The organism is Pseudobacillus badius (assembly GCF_002189605.1).
GTDB classification, from domain to species: Bacteria; Bacillota; Bacilli; order Bacillales; family Domibacillaceae; genus Pseudobacillus; species Pseudobacillus badius.
This window is the reverse complement of sequence record NZ_MWMM01000013.1, coordinates 45593-66270: the sequence shown is the minus strand read 5'-3', so window position 1 is coordinate 66270 and position 20678 is coordinate 45593. Positions and strand designations below refer to the sequence as shown.

Annotated in this window: 17 protein-coding genes; 4 read left to right on the top strand and 13 right to left on the bottom strand. The window is 44.8% G+C overall.

Going from position 1 to position 20678, the window contains the following annotated elements; all coding sequences use genetic code 11:
* Positions 1–4 precede the first annotated feature (4 nt).
* On the bottom strand, positions 5–1522 hold the full coding sequence (locus B1A98_RS16295; protein ID WP_041114205.1) for a DHA2 family efflux MFS transporter permease subunit: 1518 nt from the start codon (positions 1520–1522) through the stop codon (positions 5–7).
* Positions 1523–1707: 185 nt separating this feature from the next.
* On the opposite strand from B1A98_RS16295, the gene B1A98_RS16290 reads away from it, so the two are divergent.
* Positions 1708–2592: a TetR/AcrR family transcriptional regulator gene (locus B1A98_RS16290; RefSeq protein ID WP_063383838.1), complete on the top strand. Its 885-nt coding sequence runs from the start codon at positions 1708–1710 to the stop codon at positions 2590–2592.
* A 62-nt stretch (positions 2593–2654) separates the two neighbouring features.
* Here B1A98_RS16290 and B1A98_RS16285 read toward each other — a convergent pair whose 3' ends face one another.
* From B1A98_RS16285 to B1A98_RS16270, 4 genes are all read right to left on the bottom strand, one after another.
* A complete protein-coding gene (locus B1A98_RS16285; RefSeq protein WP_063383837.1) occupies positions 2655–3665 on the bottom strand; it encodes a DUF1646 family protein in 1011 nt (336 codons plus the stop codon).
* A 167-nt stretch (positions 3666–3832) separates the two neighbouring features.
* Positions 3833–4546, bottom strand: coding sequence for an ABC transporter permease (locus tag B1A98_RS16280; RefSeq protein WP_063383836.1), 714 nt, complete (start codon positions 4544–4546; stop codon positions 3833–3835).
* On the bottom strand, positions 4546–5391 hold the full coding sequence (locus tag B1A98_RS16275; protein ID WP_063383835.1) for an ABC transporter ATP-binding protein: 846 nt from the start codon (positions 5389–5391) through the stop codon (positions 4546–4548). Before B1A98_RS16275 ends, B1A98_RS16280 begins: the two co-directional genes overlap by 1 nt.
* A gap of 173 nt (positions 5392–5564) precedes the next feature.
* Complete coding sequence (locus B1A98_RS16270) at positions 5565–6638, bottom strand: LytTR family transcriptional regulator DNA-binding domain-containing protein (RefSeq protein ID WP_063383834.1); 1074 nt, start codon at positions 6636–6638, stop codon at positions 5565–5567.
* A 502-nt stretch (positions 6639–7140) separates the two neighbouring features.
* Between B1A98_RS16270 and hpaB the strand changes: the two genes are divergently transcribed.
* Positions 7141–8583, top strand: a complete 1443-nt coding sequence (gene hpaB, locus B1A98_RS16260; RefSeq protein ID WP_063383832.1) for a 4-hydroxyphenylacetate 3-monooxygenase, oxygenase component — start codon at positions 7141–7143, stop codon at positions 8581–8583.
* A 59-nt stretch (positions 8584–8642) separates the two neighbouring features.
* On the opposite strand, the gene B1A98_RS16255 is transcribed toward hpaB, so the two are convergent.
* Entirely contained in the window at positions 8643–9581 is a 939-nt protein-coding gene (locus B1A98_RS16255; RefSeq protein ID WP_082821631.1) for an alpha/beta hydrolase family protein, read from the bottom strand.
* A 214-nt stretch (positions 9582–9795) separates the two neighbouring features.
* Here B1A98_RS16255 and B1A98_RS16250 point away from each other — a divergent pair, with 214 nt between their 5' ends.
* Together B1A98_RS16250 and B1A98_RS16245 are read left to right on the top strand one after the other, a co-directional pair.
* The gene (locus B1A98_RS16250; RefSeq protein WP_063383830.1) at positions 9796–10167 is read left to right on the top strand and encodes a VOC family protein; all 372 of its coding nucleotides are present in this window, start codon (positions 9796–9798) and stop codon (positions 10165–10167) included.
* Positions 10168–10307: 140 nt separating this feature from the next.
* Positions 10308–10838, top strand: coding sequence for an ECF transporter S component (locus tag B1A98_RS16245; protein WP_041114200.1), 531 nt, complete (start codon positions 10308–10310; stop codon positions 10836–10838).
* Between the two features lie 216 nt (positions 10839–11054).
* On the opposite strand, the gene B1A98_RS16240 is transcribed toward B1A98_RS16245, so the two are convergent.
* From B1A98_RS16240 to B1A98_RS16210, 7 genes are all read right to left on the bottom strand, one after another.
* A complete protein-coding gene (locus tag B1A98_RS16240; RefSeq protein WP_063383829.1) occupies positions 11055–12575 on the bottom strand; it encodes a malate:quinone oxidoreductase in 1521 nt (506 codons plus the stop codon).
* Between the two features lie 558 nt (positions 12576–13133).
* Positions 13134–13346 carry a hypothetical protein gene (locus B1A98_RS16235; protein ID WP_063383828.1) on the bottom strand — a complete coding sequence of 71 codons (213 nt, stop codon included), beginning with the start codon at positions 13344–13346 and terminating at the stop codon, positions 13134–13136.
* Entirely contained in the window at positions 13331–14629 is a 1299-nt protein-coding gene (locus B1A98_RS16230; protein WP_063383827.1) for an MFS transporter, read from the bottom strand. Before B1A98_RS16230 ends, B1A98_RS16235 begins: the two co-directional genes overlap by 16 nt.
* A complete protein-coding gene (locus tag B1A98_RS16225) occupies positions 14622–15263 on the bottom strand; it encodes a TetR/AcrR family transcriptional regulator (protein WP_063383826.1) in 642 nt (213 codons plus the stop codon). The genes B1A98_RS16230 and B1A98_RS16225 overlap by 8 nt, the downstream gene beginning before the upstream one ends.
* 327 nt (positions 15264–15590) lie before the next feature.
* Positions 15591–16964 carry a 23S rRNA (uracil(1939)-C(5))-methyltransferase RlmD gene (rlmD, locus tag B1A98_RS16220; protein WP_082821630.1) on the bottom strand — a complete coding sequence of 458 codons (1374 nt, stop codon included), beginning with the start codon at positions 16962–16964 and terminating at the stop codon, positions 15591–15593.
* A gap of 171 nt (positions 16965–17135) precedes the next feature.
* Positions 17136–18950, bottom strand: coding sequence for an ABC transporter ATP-binding protein (locus B1A98_RS16215; protein ID WP_063383825.1), 1815 nt, complete (start codon positions 18948–18950; stop codon positions 17136–17138).
* Entirely contained in the window at positions 18931–20673 is a 1743-nt protein-coding gene (locus tag B1A98_RS16210) for an ABC transporter ATP-binding protein (protein WP_041101170.1), read from the bottom strand. The genes B1A98_RS16215 and B1A98_RS16210 overlap by 20 nt, the downstream gene beginning before the upstream one ends.
* Positions 20674–20678: the final 5 nt, after the last annotated feature.

Below are 20678 nucleotides of genomic sequence, written 5' to 3'. Positions count from 1 at the left end.
CTGGTTAATTCTCTGCCAGCTGCTGCTTCGCCTGTCTCTCCTGTGGACGATCTTCAGCCGGCTTAGAGCGCTTAATAAAGAGCGAAAGAATAAGCGCCACTGTAGCAATTAAAGTAGCAATGAAAAAGGCATCGTTAATTCCCTCAAGCATCGCTTTCATCGCAATTTGCTGTTTCATCTCCGCCAAAGCTGCCGGTGTCGGCTGCGCAGCCGCATGCTTCATTGCATCGGCCGCTATTTCTGCCGCGTGTGTTTCCGTGCGATTAGACATCACCGTGACGAGCAGAGCCGTTCCGATGGCGCCCGATACTTGATTCAACGTGTTGTTCATAGCTGTGCCATGCGGATAAAAGCGGGCGGGCAGCTGATTTAAGCCGTTGGTGGAAACAGGCATCATAACCATTGACATGCCGAACATCCGTACAGCATTTAGTAAAACTAAATGGGTATAAGTTGTATCCAGCGTTAACTTACTGAAATAGTACGTAGTAACCGTTGTAATCAATAAGCCGGTAGCAGCTAGCACACGGCCGCCAAACTTATCGAACAATCTTCCAGTGACCGGTGACATCACCGCCATCACAAGTGCTCCCGGCAGCATCATCAGACCAGCATCCATTGGTGAAATCCCGCGGATGGTCTGCACGTAAATAGGAATCAGCAGCATACCGGAAAACATGGCCATATTTACAACCATCGTAATGGATGATGACAAGGCAAACATCGGATATTTAAAGATCCGAAAGTTAAGCATCGGCATATCCATCTTCAGCTGGCGCAAAATAAACCATACTAAAGCAACAACCCCTACTAAGATCGTTCCATATACTTGCGGACTATCCCAGCCTTTGCTGCCGGCAGAACTGAACCCGTACAGCAGACCGCCAAATCCCAAGGTTGACAAGCACAAGGAAAATAAATCAAGGCGGATATTCACCTTTTCTTTTTTGTCCTTCAGCAAGAAGTAACCAATTAACAGCACAACAACAGCAATCGGCGTTACAAAATGGAACAGCATCCGCCAATCGTAGTGCTCAATAATCCAGCCGGATAAAGTCGGGCCGATAGCTGGAGCCGCCATTAAGATTAACCCAAACACCCCCATCGCGGCTCCTCTTTTTTCTACAGGAAAGCTCACAAGCATGACATTCATTAAGAGCGGCATCATAATGGCCGAGCCAGAGGCTTGAACCATGCGTGCAGCCAGCAGAATAGGAAATACATGAGCCACTCCAGCGATAATGGTCCCTATCGTAAATAAGCTCATGGCGATCAAAAACAAACGGCGAACCGAATATTTCTGAATTAAAAAAGCGGTCGTTGGAATCATAATTCCATTCACCAGCATAAATCCTGTTGTCAGCCACTGCACAGTCGATGCGTCAACCTTTAAGTCCTTCATAATAGAAGGAAGCGCAATGTTTAACAGCGTGTTATTTAAAAATGCAATAAAAGCCCCAATCATCAGAACGGCCAGAATTCCGTACTGCGGGCGAGATGTCTTTTCTATTGAATGTTCCATCTATTCCCCTCCGTGTACATTCAGTCTATTATTTTGTACCATCATTTCACACAACAGCTATCATATACTATAAGTTCAAATTCTGCAACCTAAAAGTACCTTTATTTTATTGAGTTTGTACTAGTCTGAAAAATAATGTACTATAGTTTTGAACAGGCAGTCTAACTAATAATAAAGGTGATCAAATGAATGATAGAAAACAGCATGTGATTAAAATGGCTCACCAGCTATTTATTGAGAAGGGGTTCCAAGCCACTTCTATCCAGGATATATTGGACTACAGCGGTATCTCGAAGGGTACATTTTATAATTATTTTCCTTCCAAAACTGAACTGCTCATCGCTTTGTTTAAAACAATTTATCGCCAGCTGGAAAAGGAACGGAACGAGCTGCTTATCGGCCAAGACCCTTCTGATATTGAAATTTTCATTAAACAAATTGAACTTCAAATGCAGACAAACCGGACTAATAAGTTAATCGCTCTCTTTGAAGAAGTACTCGTGACAAATGACGAGGATTTAAAGCAATTTATGAAGAGAGGCCAATTGCTTACGATCCGCTGGGTACATCAGCGCTTTACGGATATTTTCGACGAAAGTCATCGTCCCTATTTATTGGACGGCGCCATTATGCTGATTGGCATTTTGCATCAAACATTGAGATACTACACGCTGGTTCATGAGTCAAAAGCAGGCCTTCAACGAGCAGTAAGATACAGCGTCAACAGGATTGTCGGCGTTGTAAACGAAGCAGCCGAATCCGGTGAGCAATTAATTCGTCCTGAATTCCTGGACAACTGGCTTCCGGATTGCAAAAAAGCCGATCAGACATTTCAGCAAAAACTTTGCAGCATTATTTCCGCGTTGAAAAAAGCCGGTCACTGCCAGGAAGAAAAGCTGAAATGCAGCGAATTGCTGGACTTTATTCAAGATGAGCTTCTTCATGCGAGAAACCCTCGCAGATTTCTTGTGGAAAGCGCGCTCTCTTCACTTAAAGAAGGCGCTGGCGCTCCGGCAAGCAAGCAGCTTCACTCCCTGGAACGGCTTATCACTAGTTACTTTGCCCAATAAAAAGAGAAAAAAGCTTAAGAATTGACTCTTAAGCTCGAACGTGCAGGCAGTATTCTAAATCTTTATAGGAAGGTAAGGACCATAAAGAAGAGAAGCATAATGGCAAGGCCGACAGGCAGTCCAAATTCCGCCCATTCCTTGCTCGTGATTCCCAGCTTTCCTGCTGAAATAATGTTTGGAATGTTGCCTGGAACAAGCATTCCTCCGCTGATCAAAAGACCCAGCAGAATCGCCTTTACAGCCGGCTCGTCCATGGAAGGGCTAATTTCAGCAGCAGTGAGGGTCGCATTGTCAAGTATGGCTGAGATCATGTTCACCCAGTATAGAACACCGGTATCGACCTGAAGAAGGTATTGGTTAATGAGCGGTTCAAACCCGGCACCAAGCAAGGTCAACCCCATTACAAATAAGTAAATCTTCACCGTTCGCACGCCAATCTCTTCATAGGACTCCTCCGTCCGGCGATCTCTCAGGCTGTCCTGGTCGGCCGCCGGGTGAACAACCATCATCGCAAGAATGCCTAAAAGCAGGACAGCCCCTAACACTTCCGGTCCGATCAGCCGCAAAAGATAAAAGAAATCTCCTCCCAGCTTGCTGATCGCGATCGTGGACAGAGGCTCCCCGATTGGTGTTAAAGAAGCCCCCAGCCCAATCGAGAAACAAGCTAAGATGACAAGCCTGACCTCAGATTGGCGATCAAGCGGCAGAACACTCACTACCAAAACTAAAATCAGAGCGGCGATAATCGCTGTAATCACACTTGACAGCAGCCCTGAAATAACAACAATCAGGGCAATAAACAAGCGAAAGGGCATCCCCGTCTGAAGTCGACAAATCCCTTTTTCTAATGGCTTTCTCAGCCACTTGAACAAAAGGCCGGCCGCCAATACAGCGGCCGTAATGCTGATCGGATCTTTGAGCGCCTTCTCCAGTAAAGCCCGATCCAGCACATGGCCGCTGACAGCCGCCAAACCTCCCATCACAAATAAAAATACTTCTAAATTCTCCTCCACCTTTTTCGCGAGGAAAGGCAGCAGCAATACAAGCAGCAAGATAACGAATAAACCGATCATTACCGAATCCCCTCCTTGCCATCAAGCTTTAACTAACAGCAACCTATTTATATGAAAAAAACGAAAAAAATATTTAACTTAAAGTTGATTGCTTCAAAAGTTCCCGCTCTTTACCTAAAGAGCGGCAAACTAAAAAGCAGGCATTAACAAGAATGCCTGCTTAGCAATTATGAGTAATCCATACTGTTTTTCCGATAAATCAGCATAGTGGCAAAAAATGATGCGGCAGCCCACAGCAACAGTACCGCCATATTGCCGCTGACAGCACTTAAGCCCTCGCCCTCGCCTAAGCGGACCCAAATATGGTTTAATTGTTCGCTTGGCAAATAATCGATCACCTTGACAAGAACTTCATTTTCTATCGTCGTTTTCACCATAGAAGCCATTCCAAAGACCACCAGTACAGGCATGCCGATAATGCTGCTCTCCATGACCGTCCGTGACAGCAAGCCAAGAATAGTTCCAATAGCTAAATAAATAATTAGGCCGAGCAATATACTCACTGCAAATACCGGCAGGGACGGAACGCGATAGCCTGACAATAAGATGGACCCCGTGATGATCACAATAGTCATTACAGCGGATAGAGCGCTTTTTCCCACTAAGATTTCCAGCGTATTTGCCGGTGACAATAGCAGTCCTCTCAGTGTATTTTTTTCTTTCTCCTCTGCTACCATAGCTGCTTGAATAAAGGCACCGGCAATCACAAGAGCTAAATTAACCGGATATGAAGCCAGGATGGCGCTGTCTGCCCCTATGCGCCCGAGCCATGCAGCAAAAAATAACGGAATAGCTGCTGTAAAAAGAATATAAGAGTTTCTTTGAAGGTCTTTCCAATCCTTGATAAATATGGCATTTGCTCTTTTCATTGAAAAGGTCATTATAAGTTCCTCCCTGTTAACCGGACAAAGATGTCCCCAAGTGTCGGCTCATTTGAATGAATAGTTAGCAGCTCGCCTGTTTGAATATAGTCACAGATGGCTTTAGCCCCTTCCTCGTCTTTCTTAACGACGACTGTTCTGCCGCCCTTTAATACGAGTGAGATCGATATGTTTTTCTCCCGAGCCCTCAAGCTTTGCGGTGTATCCAGCAGCCTTATTTCGCCGTCATGCAAAAAAGCGACCCGATCACAAAGCACCTCGGCCTCCTGCATATCATGGGTAGTTAAAAAAATCGTTGTTCCTTCCTCATTCAACTTCTTTAATCCTTCGTGAATATACTTTGTGTTGACTGGATCTAAAGCGGAAGTTGGTTCATCCAGAAACAGAAGATCTGGTTTGTGTAAGATGGCCCTGGCTAGCGTAACCCGCTGCTTCATCCCCTTTGACAGCTTTTGTACAATCTGTTTTTTTTCGTCTAATAGATTGACAGCTTCAAGCACTTCATTTATTCTGCTTTTCCTTACTTCATACAAATCGCCATATAAGGCAAGGTTATCATAAATGCTAAGCCGCTCATAAAGACCGCTGTTATCTGTCAAAATACCGATTTTTTTCATATAAGCGGGCGTCTTTAACTTATGTATGGGTTCATTAAACACTTTGACTTCCCCAGACGTTGGGTGAAGCTGCGCTGTTAAAATTTTTATTATAGTCGTTTTTCCCGATCCGCTAGGACCTAAAAATCCAATCGTCTCCCCTTTTTTTACGTTAAAGTCCACACGCTTCAAGGCGGTTTTATTCTCAAATGACTTCACTAAATGCTTTACTTCAATAACATTTTCCATTCTGCTTGCTCCTTTTCTCTTTTTCACTACGGCACCTCAAGTGTAGTGGCAACAGAAGGAAAACGCCGTAATATCAAGGCCAAAAGAGCGAAAAGGCAGTTAAGGAGCGTCAATTTTCCGTTGAATGGAGCAACATTTTATTCAAAAGTCCGCTAGTAGACTCTCATTTAAAATTAAATTCCCATAATATTTTTCAATTCATTCAACTTCCCTTTAGATAATGGGATAGCAGTCTTCTTTGAATCTTCGAGAATTAAGCTGTAGCTGTTTCTTGTCCAGGGAATGACTTCACGAACTCTTTGCAAATTAACAATATAGGAACGGTGACAACGAAAAAAACCAAAGGGCTGCAGCCGTTCAGATAATTCATTTAATGTAGCGGAACAGGGGAAAACTTCTCCATTTACATGCAGTTGGGCAACCCCTTCATTGCTCTCTACAAAAATGATTTCAGTCGGATCAAAAAGAACAATTTTCTCATTCATTTTTGCCGGAATTTTTTCAACCTTTATTTGCCTGTCAGCAAAGGAAAGGTTCTCTTCATCGGGAAGCTCCTCTTGAGCGGCGGCTAGTTGATTCTCGGTGCCAGCTGACTCTTTATGTTCCTCCTCGACCACTTCAATTTTTTTCAAGCCTTTTTCATTCAACTGGTAAAGAGTATTCGTCATGGATATGGCGCTTTCAAAGTTATCGGTCGTTATTAGAACAGCTTTTCCTCGCTCTGCAAAATCTGCCAATACTCTTTGCATAATAATCTTGCTTTCAATATTCATATTTTGGTCAGGCTCTTCCATAAGAAGCAAATCCGGCTGATGCAAAACAGCCTTAGCAAGCTGCAGCCTCTTCTTTTCCGAATAAGAGAGCTTCATAATTTTCACCTTCGCCTTCTCCGCTAGGCAAACCTTATCGAGAAGCCCTTCCGTTTTCCCCTTCGCACCATACAGCCGTTGAAAGAACTCCAAATATTCCTGTGGGGTCAAACGGTCATATAGAGCTTCATCCAGCTGAAAGATTCCTATCCGGGCAGATAAGCTCTTAAAATGGCGATTTAAAGGTACGCCCTCTAGTAAGATCTCGCCGTTTGATAACGGAACCTCGCCGATGACCATTTTTATTAGCTGTCTGCCCGCTTCACTATGGCATTTAATCGCCACTATTTCTCCTTTACGTACATCTAAATCGAATGTTGGAAAAATAATTGTATTCCCTTCATTCTTTTCTATTTGCTTCATTTGCAGGATCACCATGTTATTGCACACCTCATATAAAAATTAATCAATGATTAAAAGTTCTTTTCTTTCATACATTTAAGCCAGCTGCGGCTGTATGGAGCTCCAGACATTGAGACTGCAGCATCAGCCGCAAGCATTCAAAGAAAAACACTCCCTTTTTCATTGGAACGGTTATGATTTCTTTCCTACTGATTGCTTGGGATTCGTGTAAACCCTTGCTTCCCCGCGGAAAAGATTCTTCGATATGTTTCAATCGGGCCTTTTCATTATATAGTAAAGATTCCAAATGAACCTATAAATTCCATTGCATTGCAAACTCTTGACTCATTCATCCTTTTCATAAAAAAATCTCGACTGCTCTTCTCAACCACTGAGCCTGCGAGATTTAACTACAGCTATCTTTACTTGATCTCATTCAATGTATCTCCTCTCGCATCAGTCATCTGAAAATCACCTCCTCTCCCATCCTCTAATAAAATAACATATTCAACCATTTAAAATTCAAAGGAGTGAAAACATGGGAGTAGTAAACGGAAAAAAGTTTATCGACCGTTTAAACCAGCTCAAAACAGAAATTTGGTTTGATGGAGAAAAAGTCGCAGGCAACCTCTCTGAGCACCCTGCCTTTAAAGGACTGCTGCAAACAAAAGCTTCCCTTTACGATTTGCAATGCCAGCCTGAGTTGAAGGAACAAATGACTTTTGTATCGCCAAGCACCGGCGAACGTGTCGGCCTGTCTTATTTACAGCCGAAAACAAAGGAGGATTTGCTGAAGAGGAGAAAAATGATCGAACAATGGGCCAGACACACAGGCGGTCTGATGGGAAGAAGCCCTGACTACTTAAACAGCGTGCTAATGAGCTTTGCTTCCTCAGCAGAGCTCTTAACCGGCAGGGAAAATTGCTTTCCTGAACATATTCGGTCACTGTATGAGCTGGCTTGCGAAAAAGACCTTTCATTCACACATACATTCATCACGCCGCAAGTGAATCGCTCCCAAATCTATTCCGAGGATGCTAATGAACCTATCTCTGCTCAAATCGTTGACAAGAATGAGCAGGGGCTGATCATTAAGGGAGCCCGCCTTCTTGCTACTCAAGGCGGCTTGACGGATGAGGTGCTAGTGTTCCATGCTCCTAAATTGTTTTTTCAATCCAATGAGGCTTTCGCGTTTTCCATTCCTTCCGATACGAAAGGATTAAAGTTTATTTGCAGAGAGTCTTTTCTGAACAGCGAATCCCGTTTTGATCATCCTTTAAGCTCGCAATATGAAGAAATGGACTCTGTTATTGTCTTTGATCATGTGCTCGTTCCATGGGAACGTGTCTTCTTCTACGATAATATTAAAGCAGCGAACGACTTTCTCAAGAAAAGCTCTTTTTCTCCGTTTGCCGTTCACCAGGCCGTCACAAGACAAACTATAAAAACAGAATTTATTTTAGGTGTGGCAGAGCTTCTCGTCCAAACGATTAATGTCAGCGAATACCAGCACATTCAAGAAAAGCTATCGGAGATTATGATCGGGCTGGAAACAATGAGAGCATTGCTTGAGAAATCGGAGAATGATGCCCAATTAGATGAATGGGGATCGATGCGGCCGAGTCTTATCCCCCTCCAAGCGGCAAGCAACGTCTTTCCGAGAATTTACCCTCGCTTTACTGAAATCATTCAATTAATCGGCGCCAGCGGGATGGTATCTCTGCCAACCGAAAAAGCCTTTCAGTCTGCCATCAGAAAAGACCTTGACCAATATTTGCAGGCAGCAAACAACACGGCAGTGGACCGGACGAAGCTATTCCGCTTAGCTTGGGATCTCACCATGAGCTCGTTTGGCACAAGGCAAACCCACTATGAAAGATATTTTTTCGGCGATCCTGTACGGCTAGCCAGCGGATTATACAAAGACTACCCAAAAGATGATTATGTAAAGGCAATCAACAAATGGCTGCAATCGGAATGAAAAATCGGAAAGAACGTCAGAGCCTTTCCGACTTGAAAGGCTCTTTTCGCTTAAAAAACTCAGTCTTCCGCTAAAAATCGCTTGAGCCAGCCGGCCATCAGCTGCAGTCCCTCTTTATGAAGCGGTCGTGTCAAAACTGTTTTCATCAGTGCCTTTGTTTTTAATATGCTTTTCGGTTCTGCCTGTTCGCGCAGGCCATGCTCCATATCCTCGACGACATGGTATTCGCTTTCTCCTTGCACGAGCCCTGCCAGTTCCTCCAGCACAGTGCTGTCCACAAGCGGATCTTTATTGCCATGCAGGGCGAAAACAGGGCAAGTGACTCGTTGTAAAGCCGCTCTCGTCTGGTAGTCTGCATGTTCACGAAACCATTTTGCCGGCTGCTTAATGCCTTGAACCCGAATCGTGTCGCGTTTGGACGCTTTCATTTTCTCCAGTAGTTTTTCCGCCTTTTTTTCATTTATTTCATCTACCTTCAGCTTCCGATTAATCCACCCTTTCCAGCCAGGCATCTCTAACAGCTCCCGATAGGCCTGCTTCCGCTGGTGAATGAGCGCCTCCATTAAGTTATCCACCCCGCCGGACAGAAGCATACAGCCATCTATCGCCATGGTCGCCGCGAGATCTGTCGCTAAGATGGTTCCTTCACTGTGGCCGCATACAATCACCTTCGAAACATTGGGCTGTCCCTGCAAAAAAGCCGCAGCCGCTTTGGCATCGGACAATAAGTCAGACAATCCGGCGTCCCTCCAGTCTCCTTGGCGTTTTCCTGTCCCGCGCTTGTCATAACGAAGCGTCATAAAACCAAGTTCTGTAAAGAAAGCAGCTAATTCTTTATATAAGTTCGTTGGATACTTGCCTTTTTTCCCATTTCCATCGCGATCAATCGGCCCCGAACCAGCGATAAGCAAGACTGCCGGAAACACTCCGGCCTGCTGCGGGCATGTGACTGTGGCAAAAATATCTTTTTCAATGATTATCTCTTTTTCGATCATCATGTTTTCCCCTCATTCATTATGTTATTAAATTTGATAATAATATCAATTATAATAAAAATCAACAAAAATAACGATTGAAGCGGCAAGTAAGAAGCGAAAATTTAAGAATGATTAGAAGAATCTATCAATTTATGCTATAATCCTAAAGCACCATTTCTTTACGAAAGGGAAGCGATTAGGCAATCGGCCTGAATGAAAAGGCAGGGACAAATCAATGATTAAAAAAATCGATCACTTGGTCATTACTACCGCAAATATGGAAAATTGCATCTCCTTTTATGAAAAGCTGGGTTTTACGGCCAAAAATACAAATGAACGCTGGGAGCTTTTCGCTGGCGACTTCAAAATTAATGTGCACTTTTTAGGAAAAGAATTATCTCCGCACGCCAAGCATATCCAAACGGGAAGCGCTGATTTGTGTTTGGAAGTGAACGGGAGCATTGATTATTTTAAAAATGAACTGGAAAAGAAGAACATCGAATTAGAAACTGGCACGGTGGAAAGAACTGGCGTGAAAGGCAAAATGAAATCACTCTATTTGCGCGATCCAGATGGAAACTTACTTGAATTCTGCAGCTACGAATAGACTGTATCCGGCTTTCATTCCACCTATATGTTATTTCTATCCTTGTTATTCTTTACCTGTTCCAATAAACAGGATTAGGTATTTATTAAGTGCCTGATTAAGAGTATGATAGTAGATAAAAAACAGAAAGAGGTTGTCATATGGATTCAACATTTTCATCGGCAGGAGCCGCTAGGACGAAAACTAGGGCGATCGTCATTAATGCACTTTTTATTACATTAACTCTTGTAGCGACTATGTTTATCAACATAAAGCTTCCAATCATGGGAAACGGCGGCCTCATCCACTTGGGAAATGTGCCTCTTTTTATCGCCGCCTTCGTGTACGGCAAAAAAACCGGAGCGATAGCAGGAGCCTTCGGAATGGCCTTATTCGACCTTCTTTCCGGCTGGACAATATGGGCGCCGTTTACATTTGTTATCGTTGGGGCAATGGGCTTTACAGCAGGCCTCATCTCTGAGAAAGTGCCCGGCAAGAGAATCATCGTCAACACACTGGCAATTGCTGCCGCATTGGCGATTAAAGTCGTCGGCTATTATTTTGCTGAAGTGATTTTGTATGCTAACTGGATACAGCCGTTCGGCTCTGTCCCTGGAAATGTCCTTCAGGTTGTTATCGCCGGGCTGATTGTCTTGCCGCTGGCAGGACGCTTAAAGAAAATTGCCGGGTAGCTTGCCGGCTCCAAGCCGGTCCCGGCAAAGCTGAAATAGTCGTCATCCCTGCTTTCTAATGAAACAAAAAGAGCCGGCACTAGCTTCTAGTGCCGGCTCTTTGAATGGGAACAGCCAGTGTATAAAAGGTCAAAAAAGAAGCTTCCCGTAAAAAGCGGGAAGCTTCTTCAGCAGGATAGCCTGCCGGATCTTTCATCACGGCAGTTTATGCGCGTGTTATACGCCTTGTCCTGCGGTCTGCAACTGTTGCTTGTTGTCGCTTAGCCCAAGCGTCTGCGCTGTTGAAGCGTGGACTTCCTCCAAAAGCTCTGGATTTTGCATGAGCGACATGCCGTAAGAAGGAATCATCTCTTTGATTTTCGCTTCCCACTCGCCGATATGTTGAGGGAAACATCTTTGAAGAACCTCAAGCATGACGTGAACCGCAGTGGAAGCCCCCGGAGAAGCGCCCAGCAAGGCAGCGATTGAACCGTCAGAAGCACTTACAACCTCTGTACCAAATTGAAGGGTTCCTTTGCCGCCCGCTTCCGTATCTTTAATGACTTGTACACGCTGGCCGGCAACCACCATATCCCAATCTTCGCTCTTGGCATTTGGAATGAATTCACGCAGTTCTTTCATGCGCTGCTCTTTTGATAGCATCAGCTGCTGGATCAGATATTTCGTCAATGCCATTTCTTTTACTCCGGCCGCCAATAAGGTAGTAATATTGTGCGGCTTTACAGAAGCAATCAAATCCATATTTGAACCGGTTTTTAAGAACTTAGGCGAAAAACCGGCAAACGGTCCGAATAATAAGGATTTTTTATTATCGATGTAGCGTGTGTCAAGATGCGGAACGGACATTGGCGGAGCGCCAACTTTAGCCTTTCCGTATACTTTGGCATGATGCTGCTCAACGACTTCTTGATTTTTGCATACCATAAACAATCCGCTAATCGGGAAGCCGCCAATGTGTTTTCCTTCTGGGATGCCTGATTTTTGCAGCAACTCCAAGCTTCCTCCTCCAGCTCCAAGGAAGACGAATTTGGCCGTTTCATACTTCATTTTGCAGCCGTCGACATCATGTACTTTTACTTCCCATAGGCCATCCTTTGTACGCTTAACACTTTCAACGCTATGATTATAATTAACCTCAACGTTCTTAGTTTTTAAGTGGTCAATTAACATACGTGTTAAAGCGCCAAAGTTGACGTCTGTACCTGTGTCAATTTTTGTTGCTGCAATCGCTTCATCTGCTGGACGGTCTTGCATAATGAGCGGAATCCACTCTTTCAGTTTTTCCGCGTCATCAGAAAACTCCATTCCTTTGAAAAGGGGATTTTTTGACATCGCTTCAAAACGTCTCTTTAAGAAAGCGACATTTTCTTCTCCTTGCACCATGCTGACATGAGGCAAGGGCATAATAAATTCCTGCGGATTATTGATCAGCTGGCTCTTTACAAGGTAAGACCAAAACTGCATAGAAACCTGGAACTGTTCATTTACTTTAATTGCTTTTGTAATATCAACGGATCCATCTGATTTTTCAGAGGTGTAGTTGAGCTCGCACAATGCAGCATGCCCTGTTCCAGCATTATTCCATTCGTTAGAGCTTTCTTCTCCTGCGTCTGCCAGTTTCTCAAACACTGTAATATTCCAGTCTGGTGCTAGTTCTTTTAGAAGTGTACCTAAAGTCGCGCTCATGATTCCGGCACCAATTAAGATGACGTCTGTTTTCGTTTCTCTGTTGCTCATTTTTACCTTCCTTATCCCCTAAGATTTGCAGAAAAGATAGAGTCGCTCCTTCTTAGGCGTCACAAGCAAGCCAAGGCGCGACTTGACACACACCTTTTCTGTATCGATTGTACCTGGTTATAGTATATCACTTTTACTTATAGTATAACACTTTTATTGACAGATTAAAATATTCCTATCTATGAATATATTATAAGCTATTTAAAAGCTGGTAAAAAGTGAAAAGTCTTTCCATGGATCTTGATCCAGCTTCTTGCAATGATTAAATGTAAGCGTGCCGTTGCTCTGAAGCTTCTCATTGCGCAAATCCCTTCATCACATTGCATCAACTTTTATTGATCAAGCTTATTTTTTATAGAAAATAAAGAACGGCTCCTTCGCAAAGAGATGCGATCAGAGCCGTTGCCGTATTTTTTATAGACTTTTGATCAGCCGCTGCTTATCAGGTACGTTTTAAGCAAGCGAGGCTTTCCACATGAGCGGGCACAAGTATGTGGATACAAAGGATTTACCTCGTTACTCGCTTATGAACGCAAAATAGGTAAAATCTTGATCGTACTATTGTCGGTCTGTTTGCTTCAAATCCTCGAGAGGTGTAATCAGTCTGTCCGCAAGCGAATTTCCGTCCATTACAACCTTCGCACCGGAAAGATTGACCACAAGTATCGCCGGGAGAGAAACAAGCATAACCGCGGAAGTGACAAATATCGTTGTTGTCAGTGTGATCAGCTTGCTTTTTGAAATGTCATTTCGGATTATTCTGTAATACATGGGTCCCCTCTGTTTTCAAGGGTTTTAACTGATTTCAAGTTATATAGAATGACTGAAGTCACACATAACAAAAGCCCGGCAATAATAATGAGGAATCCGGTTCCTCTGCCGCTGCCCGTACCAATAATTTTCCCCACACTGTCAGCCAGCATCCCGCCGTCCACTAATAAAGGCGTGAACACAAAATCTGCAAGTATACCCGAAAGCGCATAAGCAGCAACAAATCCAAGCTGAGAAATTACCCCGATCAGTGACCATGCTCTTCCCTGAACAGAATGATCAATGTTCGTGCGGACAAGAAAATCCAGGGTTGTGTTTGCAAATGGCATCATTGCAAAAAAGAGGAATCCGGAAATACAGATCAAAATAATATGTTCGCGAAATCCGAATGCCGCCATAAAGAGTCCTTCACAAAACAGCGCAACCGAAAGAATTTTCACGTAATCTTTTTTTATTGAAAAAAACCCGAGGATTATACTTGATACAAGCATTCCAGAAGCAACAATAGTTTCAATTGTCCCAATTACAGAACTATCCGTAAAAGCAAGAAGCATCGGTATAGAGAGTGTTTCAATAAATCCGAGGAAAAAAGTCAACACGGATGTGACGATGACAAGAACAAGCACTCCTCTGTTTTTAGAAATGGCATACCAACCTTCTTTGAACTCATGTATAAAAGATTTAGTCTGTTCACATGTCTTAGAAGGAAGACCTCTTCGTACAGCAAGCGTAGTTGAAACAGTGACAAAAAAAGTGCAAATGTCGATGATAAGCAACAGCTTTATATCCGAAACAGCGAGTAAAAATCCCGCAATTATAGGCGAAATCAGAAATTTTGCCGAGCCCGCCAATTGGACAAGACCACTTGCCTGCGTATACTGTTCCTCAGTAAGTAAATCAGTAACCGTCGCTTTATATGAGGGTTCAAGCAGCGAAGAAAACACAGAGCTAATGGCAACTCCCACACAAATCTGCCATAGCTGTGCTTCTCCGCGAAGCATACAAATTAAAATAAAGACAAGTCCGAGTGCGGAAAGACTATCACCTAAGACCATTAACAGCCTTCGATCATGGCGATCTGCAAGAACGCCCGCATAAGAGCTTAAGAGAAGCGAAGGCATAAACGCAAGCAAGGTGACTAGTGCCATTGCCGACGCCTTCCCCGTCTGCTGGAAAACATAAATCCCGAGCCCGAATGACGTAAGACCTCCTCCTATAGTGGAAACAAGCTGACCCGACCAAAGTAAAAGAAATTTATTGAAGGATTTTACTGAGTTATTCATTGTTGCTTCCACCTCCCATACCAAACATCTTTAAAGTGTTCATCAGACTTCCGCTTTCTGCTCCAAGCAGCCTTTCTACATTGCAGATAAAGGCAAGCACTCGTGAAAAGCGCTCCTCGTTTGTCATTGTCGCCACATCATCATCAAAAACGGCAGTTGCATACATCACAACCATTTCCATACACTCATACGGAAATGGTGTGTTGAACATTCCCTGCTCAATACCCTCGCGGATGATTTCCGCTAGTATCGGCGGAACGCCATTGACGATGACCTTTTGTATTTTTTGATGCATAAGCGCGTTCTGCGGCTGATGAATGTACTCCATAATTTCCTTGCTGTTTCCGTCACTTATGTTTAGTGCCATAACAACACGGATAATGCGCTCGACTACGGGTATGCTCTTGTCGGCAGCAATTTCCTGCGCCGCTCCCAAAAGACGGACATTGTGCCGCTCAATCAGCGGATCTATAATATCCTCCTTCGACTTGAAGTGATGATACATTGTCCCCCACGCGATACCGACCGTTTCGAGAATATCGTTTGTACTTGTCCCGTCCAAGCCCTTCTGACCGAAAAGCTCATCTGCCGCGCCAAGAATTTCGCTCTTGCGTACTTCAGCTTCTTTTCTCATCCAACTCCTCCTTATAGACCGACTGTCTGTCGGTATAATTATATCGTTTTTTCTTGAATTTTCAACCAAACATTATAATTTCGTTGTATGTAATATGGAAATTCAAGTTATTTATTACAATTTTAAATTAGAAATGGCAGGCCCCGCAGGATAAGAGAACATTCCTTGTTTGCACAAAAAAAGACGCTTCAATCGAAACGTCTCTTGCTGTAGATATTAAATTTTCATAGTGATAACTTTAAACTTTAATTTGCATTCATTGCCTTAGAGTTGAATTTCTTTAATTTTTTATCTCATATGATAACCCTCGATACTTCTTGAAAAGCCTTATTGTCTTTGTAGCAACACTATAGCTTCCACATGAGTCGTCTGCGGAAACATATCAACCGGCTGTACTTCCATTGTTTGATAGCCGCCGTCTTCCAAAAGGCGCAAGTCACGGGCAAGTGTAGCCGGGTTGCAGGACACGTAGACAACTTTTTCCGGTTTCATATCGATAATGGTCTGCAAGAGTGCTTCATCGCAGCCTTTGCGCGGCGGATCAACCACAAGAACGTCTGCTTTGTTGCCTTGCTTATACCAGTCCGTGATCACTTCTTCTGCTTTGCCAACAGCGAATTCAACGTTATCCAAGCCATTCAAGCTGGCATTTCTCCTGGCATCCTCAATGGCTTCGGGAACGATTTCAACGCCGAATACATGTTTTGCTTTCTGGGCGAGAAATAACGAAATGGTGCCGATGCCGCAATAAGCATCAATAACGGTTTCATTGCCGGTCAAACCGGCATACTCAAGCGCCTGATCATACAACACTTTCGTCTGCACCGGATTTACCTGGTAAAAGGATTTGGCGGAAATCGCGAATTTCACATCACCGATATAGTCATAAATGACATCACTTCCCCACAGCACGTTCGTCTGTTCTCCCATAATCACATTCGTCCGCTGAGGATTCACATTATGAATAATCGATTTGACTTGCGGCAAACGGCGTGTGATTTCCTCTATCAGTTTGCGGGAATGCGGCAGATCGGCTGTTCGTGTAATCAAAACAACCATCAGTTCTCCTGTTGCTTTTCCGCAGCGTGCCATGATGTGGCGAAGCACGCCTTTATGTGCCACTTCATCATACGCCTTCACGCCAAGCCGGCCGCAAATTTCCTTCACCGCCTGAACGGCTTCATTGATTTCCGGCAGTTGAATCACACTTTCATTCGTATCGACAATTTCATGGCTGCGCGGTTTAAAGAAGCCGGCAATCAAACGGCCGGCTTTCTCTCCGACCGGTACTTGCGCTTTATTGCGGTAATGCCACGGCTCCTTCATGCCTAAAATGGGATGAACGTTTACATCTTCCAATTTGCCGATTCGTGCCAGCACTTCCCTCACTTGTTTTTCTTTAAATTGAAGCTGTCCTTCATAGCTAATATGTGAAAGCTGGGTCCCTCCATATTTATGGAGATCTGAAGACGGGATATCTATCCGCTGCGGGCTGCTTTCATATAGTTCAATCAGCCGGCCAAACCCATAGCCTTTATTAATCTTTGTCACTTGAATGCGGCCCTTTTCCCCGGGCAGCGCGCCCGCTACAAAGAGAGGATAGCCCTCTACCTTTGCCACCGCATGTCCGTCATGGGTTAAATCTTCGAAAGAAACATCTATTAGTTGGTTTTTTTGAACAGGGGCTTGAATTTTTGCCACGATTATCCACCCTTTTTATTTTTTCTTAAGAATCGAAAGCTATTCTACCATATATCTAGAACCTGCGGCAAAAAAGGATGGCACATGGCAAGGCGGCCTTTTGACCAAACCCGCTCGGCCTCCGATAATCACCCGGTTCTTCTGCTGGCCTATAAAAGAAGCCAGGCCCCGTTACTGCTCGGCAGCGACAGGAGCCAGGCGTTGAGCATAGCCGGCATATTGGCCTTGTTTCTGTATAAGCGTGTCGTGCGTGCCTCTCTCAGCAATCTGCCCTTGGTTCAGCACAAGAATTTGATCAGCCTGCCGGATAGTATTGAGCCGGTGAGCGATGATAATAGTTGTCCGCCCTTTCATCAGACTGCTGAGCGCTTCCTGAATATACATTTCTGTAATCGTATCAATGCTGCTTGTTGCTTCATCCAAAATTAAAATAGCCGGATCCGCAAGCATCGCCCTGGCAATAGCAAGCAGCTGCTTCTGTCCTTGGCTAATGCCTGTGCCTTCATTTTGAAGCTTTGTCTCGTAGCCGTCCGGCAGCTTCATAATAAAAGAATGGGCATTAGCAGACTTAGCGGCCGCTATGACTTCTTCATCCGTTGCCTCCAGGCGGCCATAGCGGATATTTTCCTTGATCGTTCCTTCAAATAAAAACGCGTCCTGCAGCACAAATCCCATATGCTTTCTCAGCTCAGACCGCGGAATGCTGGCAGTGTTGCAGCCGTCTACCAAGATGGCGCCGCTGTCCGGGTCATAAAAGCGGGCGAGCAAATTAATGATGGTCGACTTGCCTGAACCTGTCGGCCCTACGAGCGCCACCATGTCTCCGCTCTCTGCTGTAAAGCTGACTTTCCTGATCGTTTCATTGCCTTTCTCGTAAGCAAAGGATACGTCCCGAAATTCAATTTTTCCGCGAACATTATCTAATTGAACATCGGCAGCTTTTTCTTTCTCTTCTTGTTCCGTATCCAAAATATCAAATACCCGCTCTGCCCCGGCAATGGCTGAGAGCAGCGTATTGAACTGGTTCGCCAAGTCATTGAGCGGACGGGTGAACTGCCGGGAATATTCAGCAAAAACAACAATGACCCCAACTGTCACATGGCCGTACAGCGCCAGCAGCCCCCCTGCTCCGGCAATGAGCGCAAAGCTGATATTATTAAGCATGTTCATCAGCTTGGGAATAAAGCCGGAATACGTTTGCGCCCAAAAGCCGGCTTCCTTCAGCTTGGCATTTCGTTCATTGAACGCCAGTGCGATTTTTTCTTCACGAGAAAACATTTTCACAATGTGCTTGCTTGACACAGCCTCTTCAATAAAGCCGTTCAGTTCGCCCAAGTGGCGTTGCTGTTCCTTAAACAGACGGCGAGTCCGGCTTGTAATCCAGTTCATGCCGATATACAGAAGCGGAACAATTAATAAAGTCACAGCTGTTAATACCGGGCTTAAATAGAGCATAACCGCAATAGCTCCCGTCAGCGTCAATACGCTGGAAGCAACCTGGATGACCGAGCTGTTGAGCGTGCTGCTGATGTTTTCAATATCATTGGTCACCCGGCTCATCAGCTCACCATGCTGACGTTTATCAAAGAAAGACAGCGGCAGCTGATGCAGATGAGTAAACAATTCCGTCCGCATTTCATATACCGTTTTTTGAGCCACACCGACCATCCAATAGTTTTGCAGAAAAATCGTTGCCGAATAGAAAACATAGACAACAGCCAGCAACACAAGCAATAAAACCAAGCCTTGCCTATCTTTTGTCATAATGAAATCATCGATGGCACGGCCGACAAGATAAGGGCCAAGCAGTCCAAGCGCAGAGCTCGCAGCAACCATGAGAACAACAAGAAAGAGAAGCCCCTTCCTTCTCGCTAAGTATCCCGCCAGCCTTTTCAATGTCGGCAGCAGCTCTTTTACTTTCGGCTTCGGCCCAAGCTGAGCATGGCGGCTGTGGGGATGGGCCGGCTTAACGGCTGACCTTGACATAAGACATCCCTTCCTTTCCATACTGAGAAGCTAAAATGCGGCGGTAAAATTCACTTCCGGCTACAAGCTCTTCATGGCTGCCGGAAGCGGTCACCTTTCCATCCTCCAGCAAAATGATTTGATCCGCTTGCATCGCTGTGCTGATTTTTTGCGTAATAATAACTGTCGTGCAGCTTTCTTTCCGGATCTCTGATAATAGCCGGGCCTCTGTTTGCACATCCAGAGCGCTCGTGCTGTCATCCAGCAGCAGAATTAGCGGTTTGCGAATGAGCGCCCGCGCAATAGATAGCCGCTGCTTTTGGCCGCCTGATAAATTCACGCCCTTTTGGCCGATCATCGTATCATATTTCTTCGGCAAGCTTTCAACCGTTTCGTGAATTTGGGCGCGCCGGGCCGCTTCGATGACTTCTTCCATTGAAGCATCTTCTTTCCCCCAAGAAATGTTTTCGCGAATCGTTCCGGTAAATAAATGCGATTCTTGAGGAACAAAACCAATCTGTTCACGGAGAGATGCCGGCTGAAGCGTACGGATATCCTGGCCGTCAATCAGAATCTTCCCTGCATCAAGCTCATACAGGCGGGGGATGAGGTAAAAAAGCGTCGATTTTCCCGACCCGGTTGCCCCTAAAATGGCGGCCGTCTTTCCAGGCTGGACGGAGAAAGTGATTCCGTCAAGAACAGGCGCGCTGCTCCCTGGAAAAGAAAAACCAACCTCCTCAAATTCGATGCTCCCCTCTTGCGGCTGAAAAGGGGTTCCTTTTAAGCGCTGGTCCGCCTCTTCTTCCGGCTGCTCCAGCAGTTCGCCAATCCGCTGGCTTGAAGCTCTTCCTCTTGAAAAAGCCATTAAAATAAACGTAAACATCGATAAAGAGGAAATGATCCGCGTTGCATAGTTAATTACAGCGACAATCTGCCCTTCAGTAGCTGTGCCGTTCGCAAATTCAGCAAAACCGAACCATAAAATAGCAATCAAGCTGGCATTCATCACGAGAAGCAGCACCGGAGTTGTTGCTTCCACTGCGCGCAGCACACGGATTGTCTGCGACATCAGCTTTTCGCCTGCCTCCTGAAACCGGCTGACCTCGTGCTTCCATCTAAGGAAAGCTTTAATAATGCGCATCCCTGTCAAGTTCTCCTGTATCACATTATTGACACGATCGAGCCGCTGCTGGACCGACCGGAATAGAGAAGCGCTTCTCTTCATCATCATAAAGAGAAAAATAAGCATAGGCGGTATCGTCACCAGCAGGATCACCGTCAGCTTAGCATGAATCAAGAACGCCATCACCGTTCCAAAGATGACCATTAAAGGAGCGCGCAGCATAATCCGCAAACTCATAAATACCGCGTTTTGCAGCTGCGTTACGTCGTTGGTCAGCCGGGTGATGAGCGACGAAGCGGCAAATCGGCTATAGTTAGCAAAAGAAAAGGATTGCACTTTCTCCATCATTTTCTCCCGCAGATCAAAGCCGAAATTTTGGCCGACGTGGGCAGCGGCAAACGAATTAATAATCCCTGAAGCAAAGGCTAATAAAGACGTGCCGAGCATAAAAGCTCCCCATTTATAAACGGCTCCCATATCCTGCTTCACAATGCCTTCATCAATAATTTTCGCCATAAACAAGGGATGAGTCAGCTCCACTGCCAGTTCTACCAGCATAAGCAGCCAGGCAAAGGCCATATAGCCTCGATAAGGTTTTAAATAAGATAACACACGTTTCATTCTGT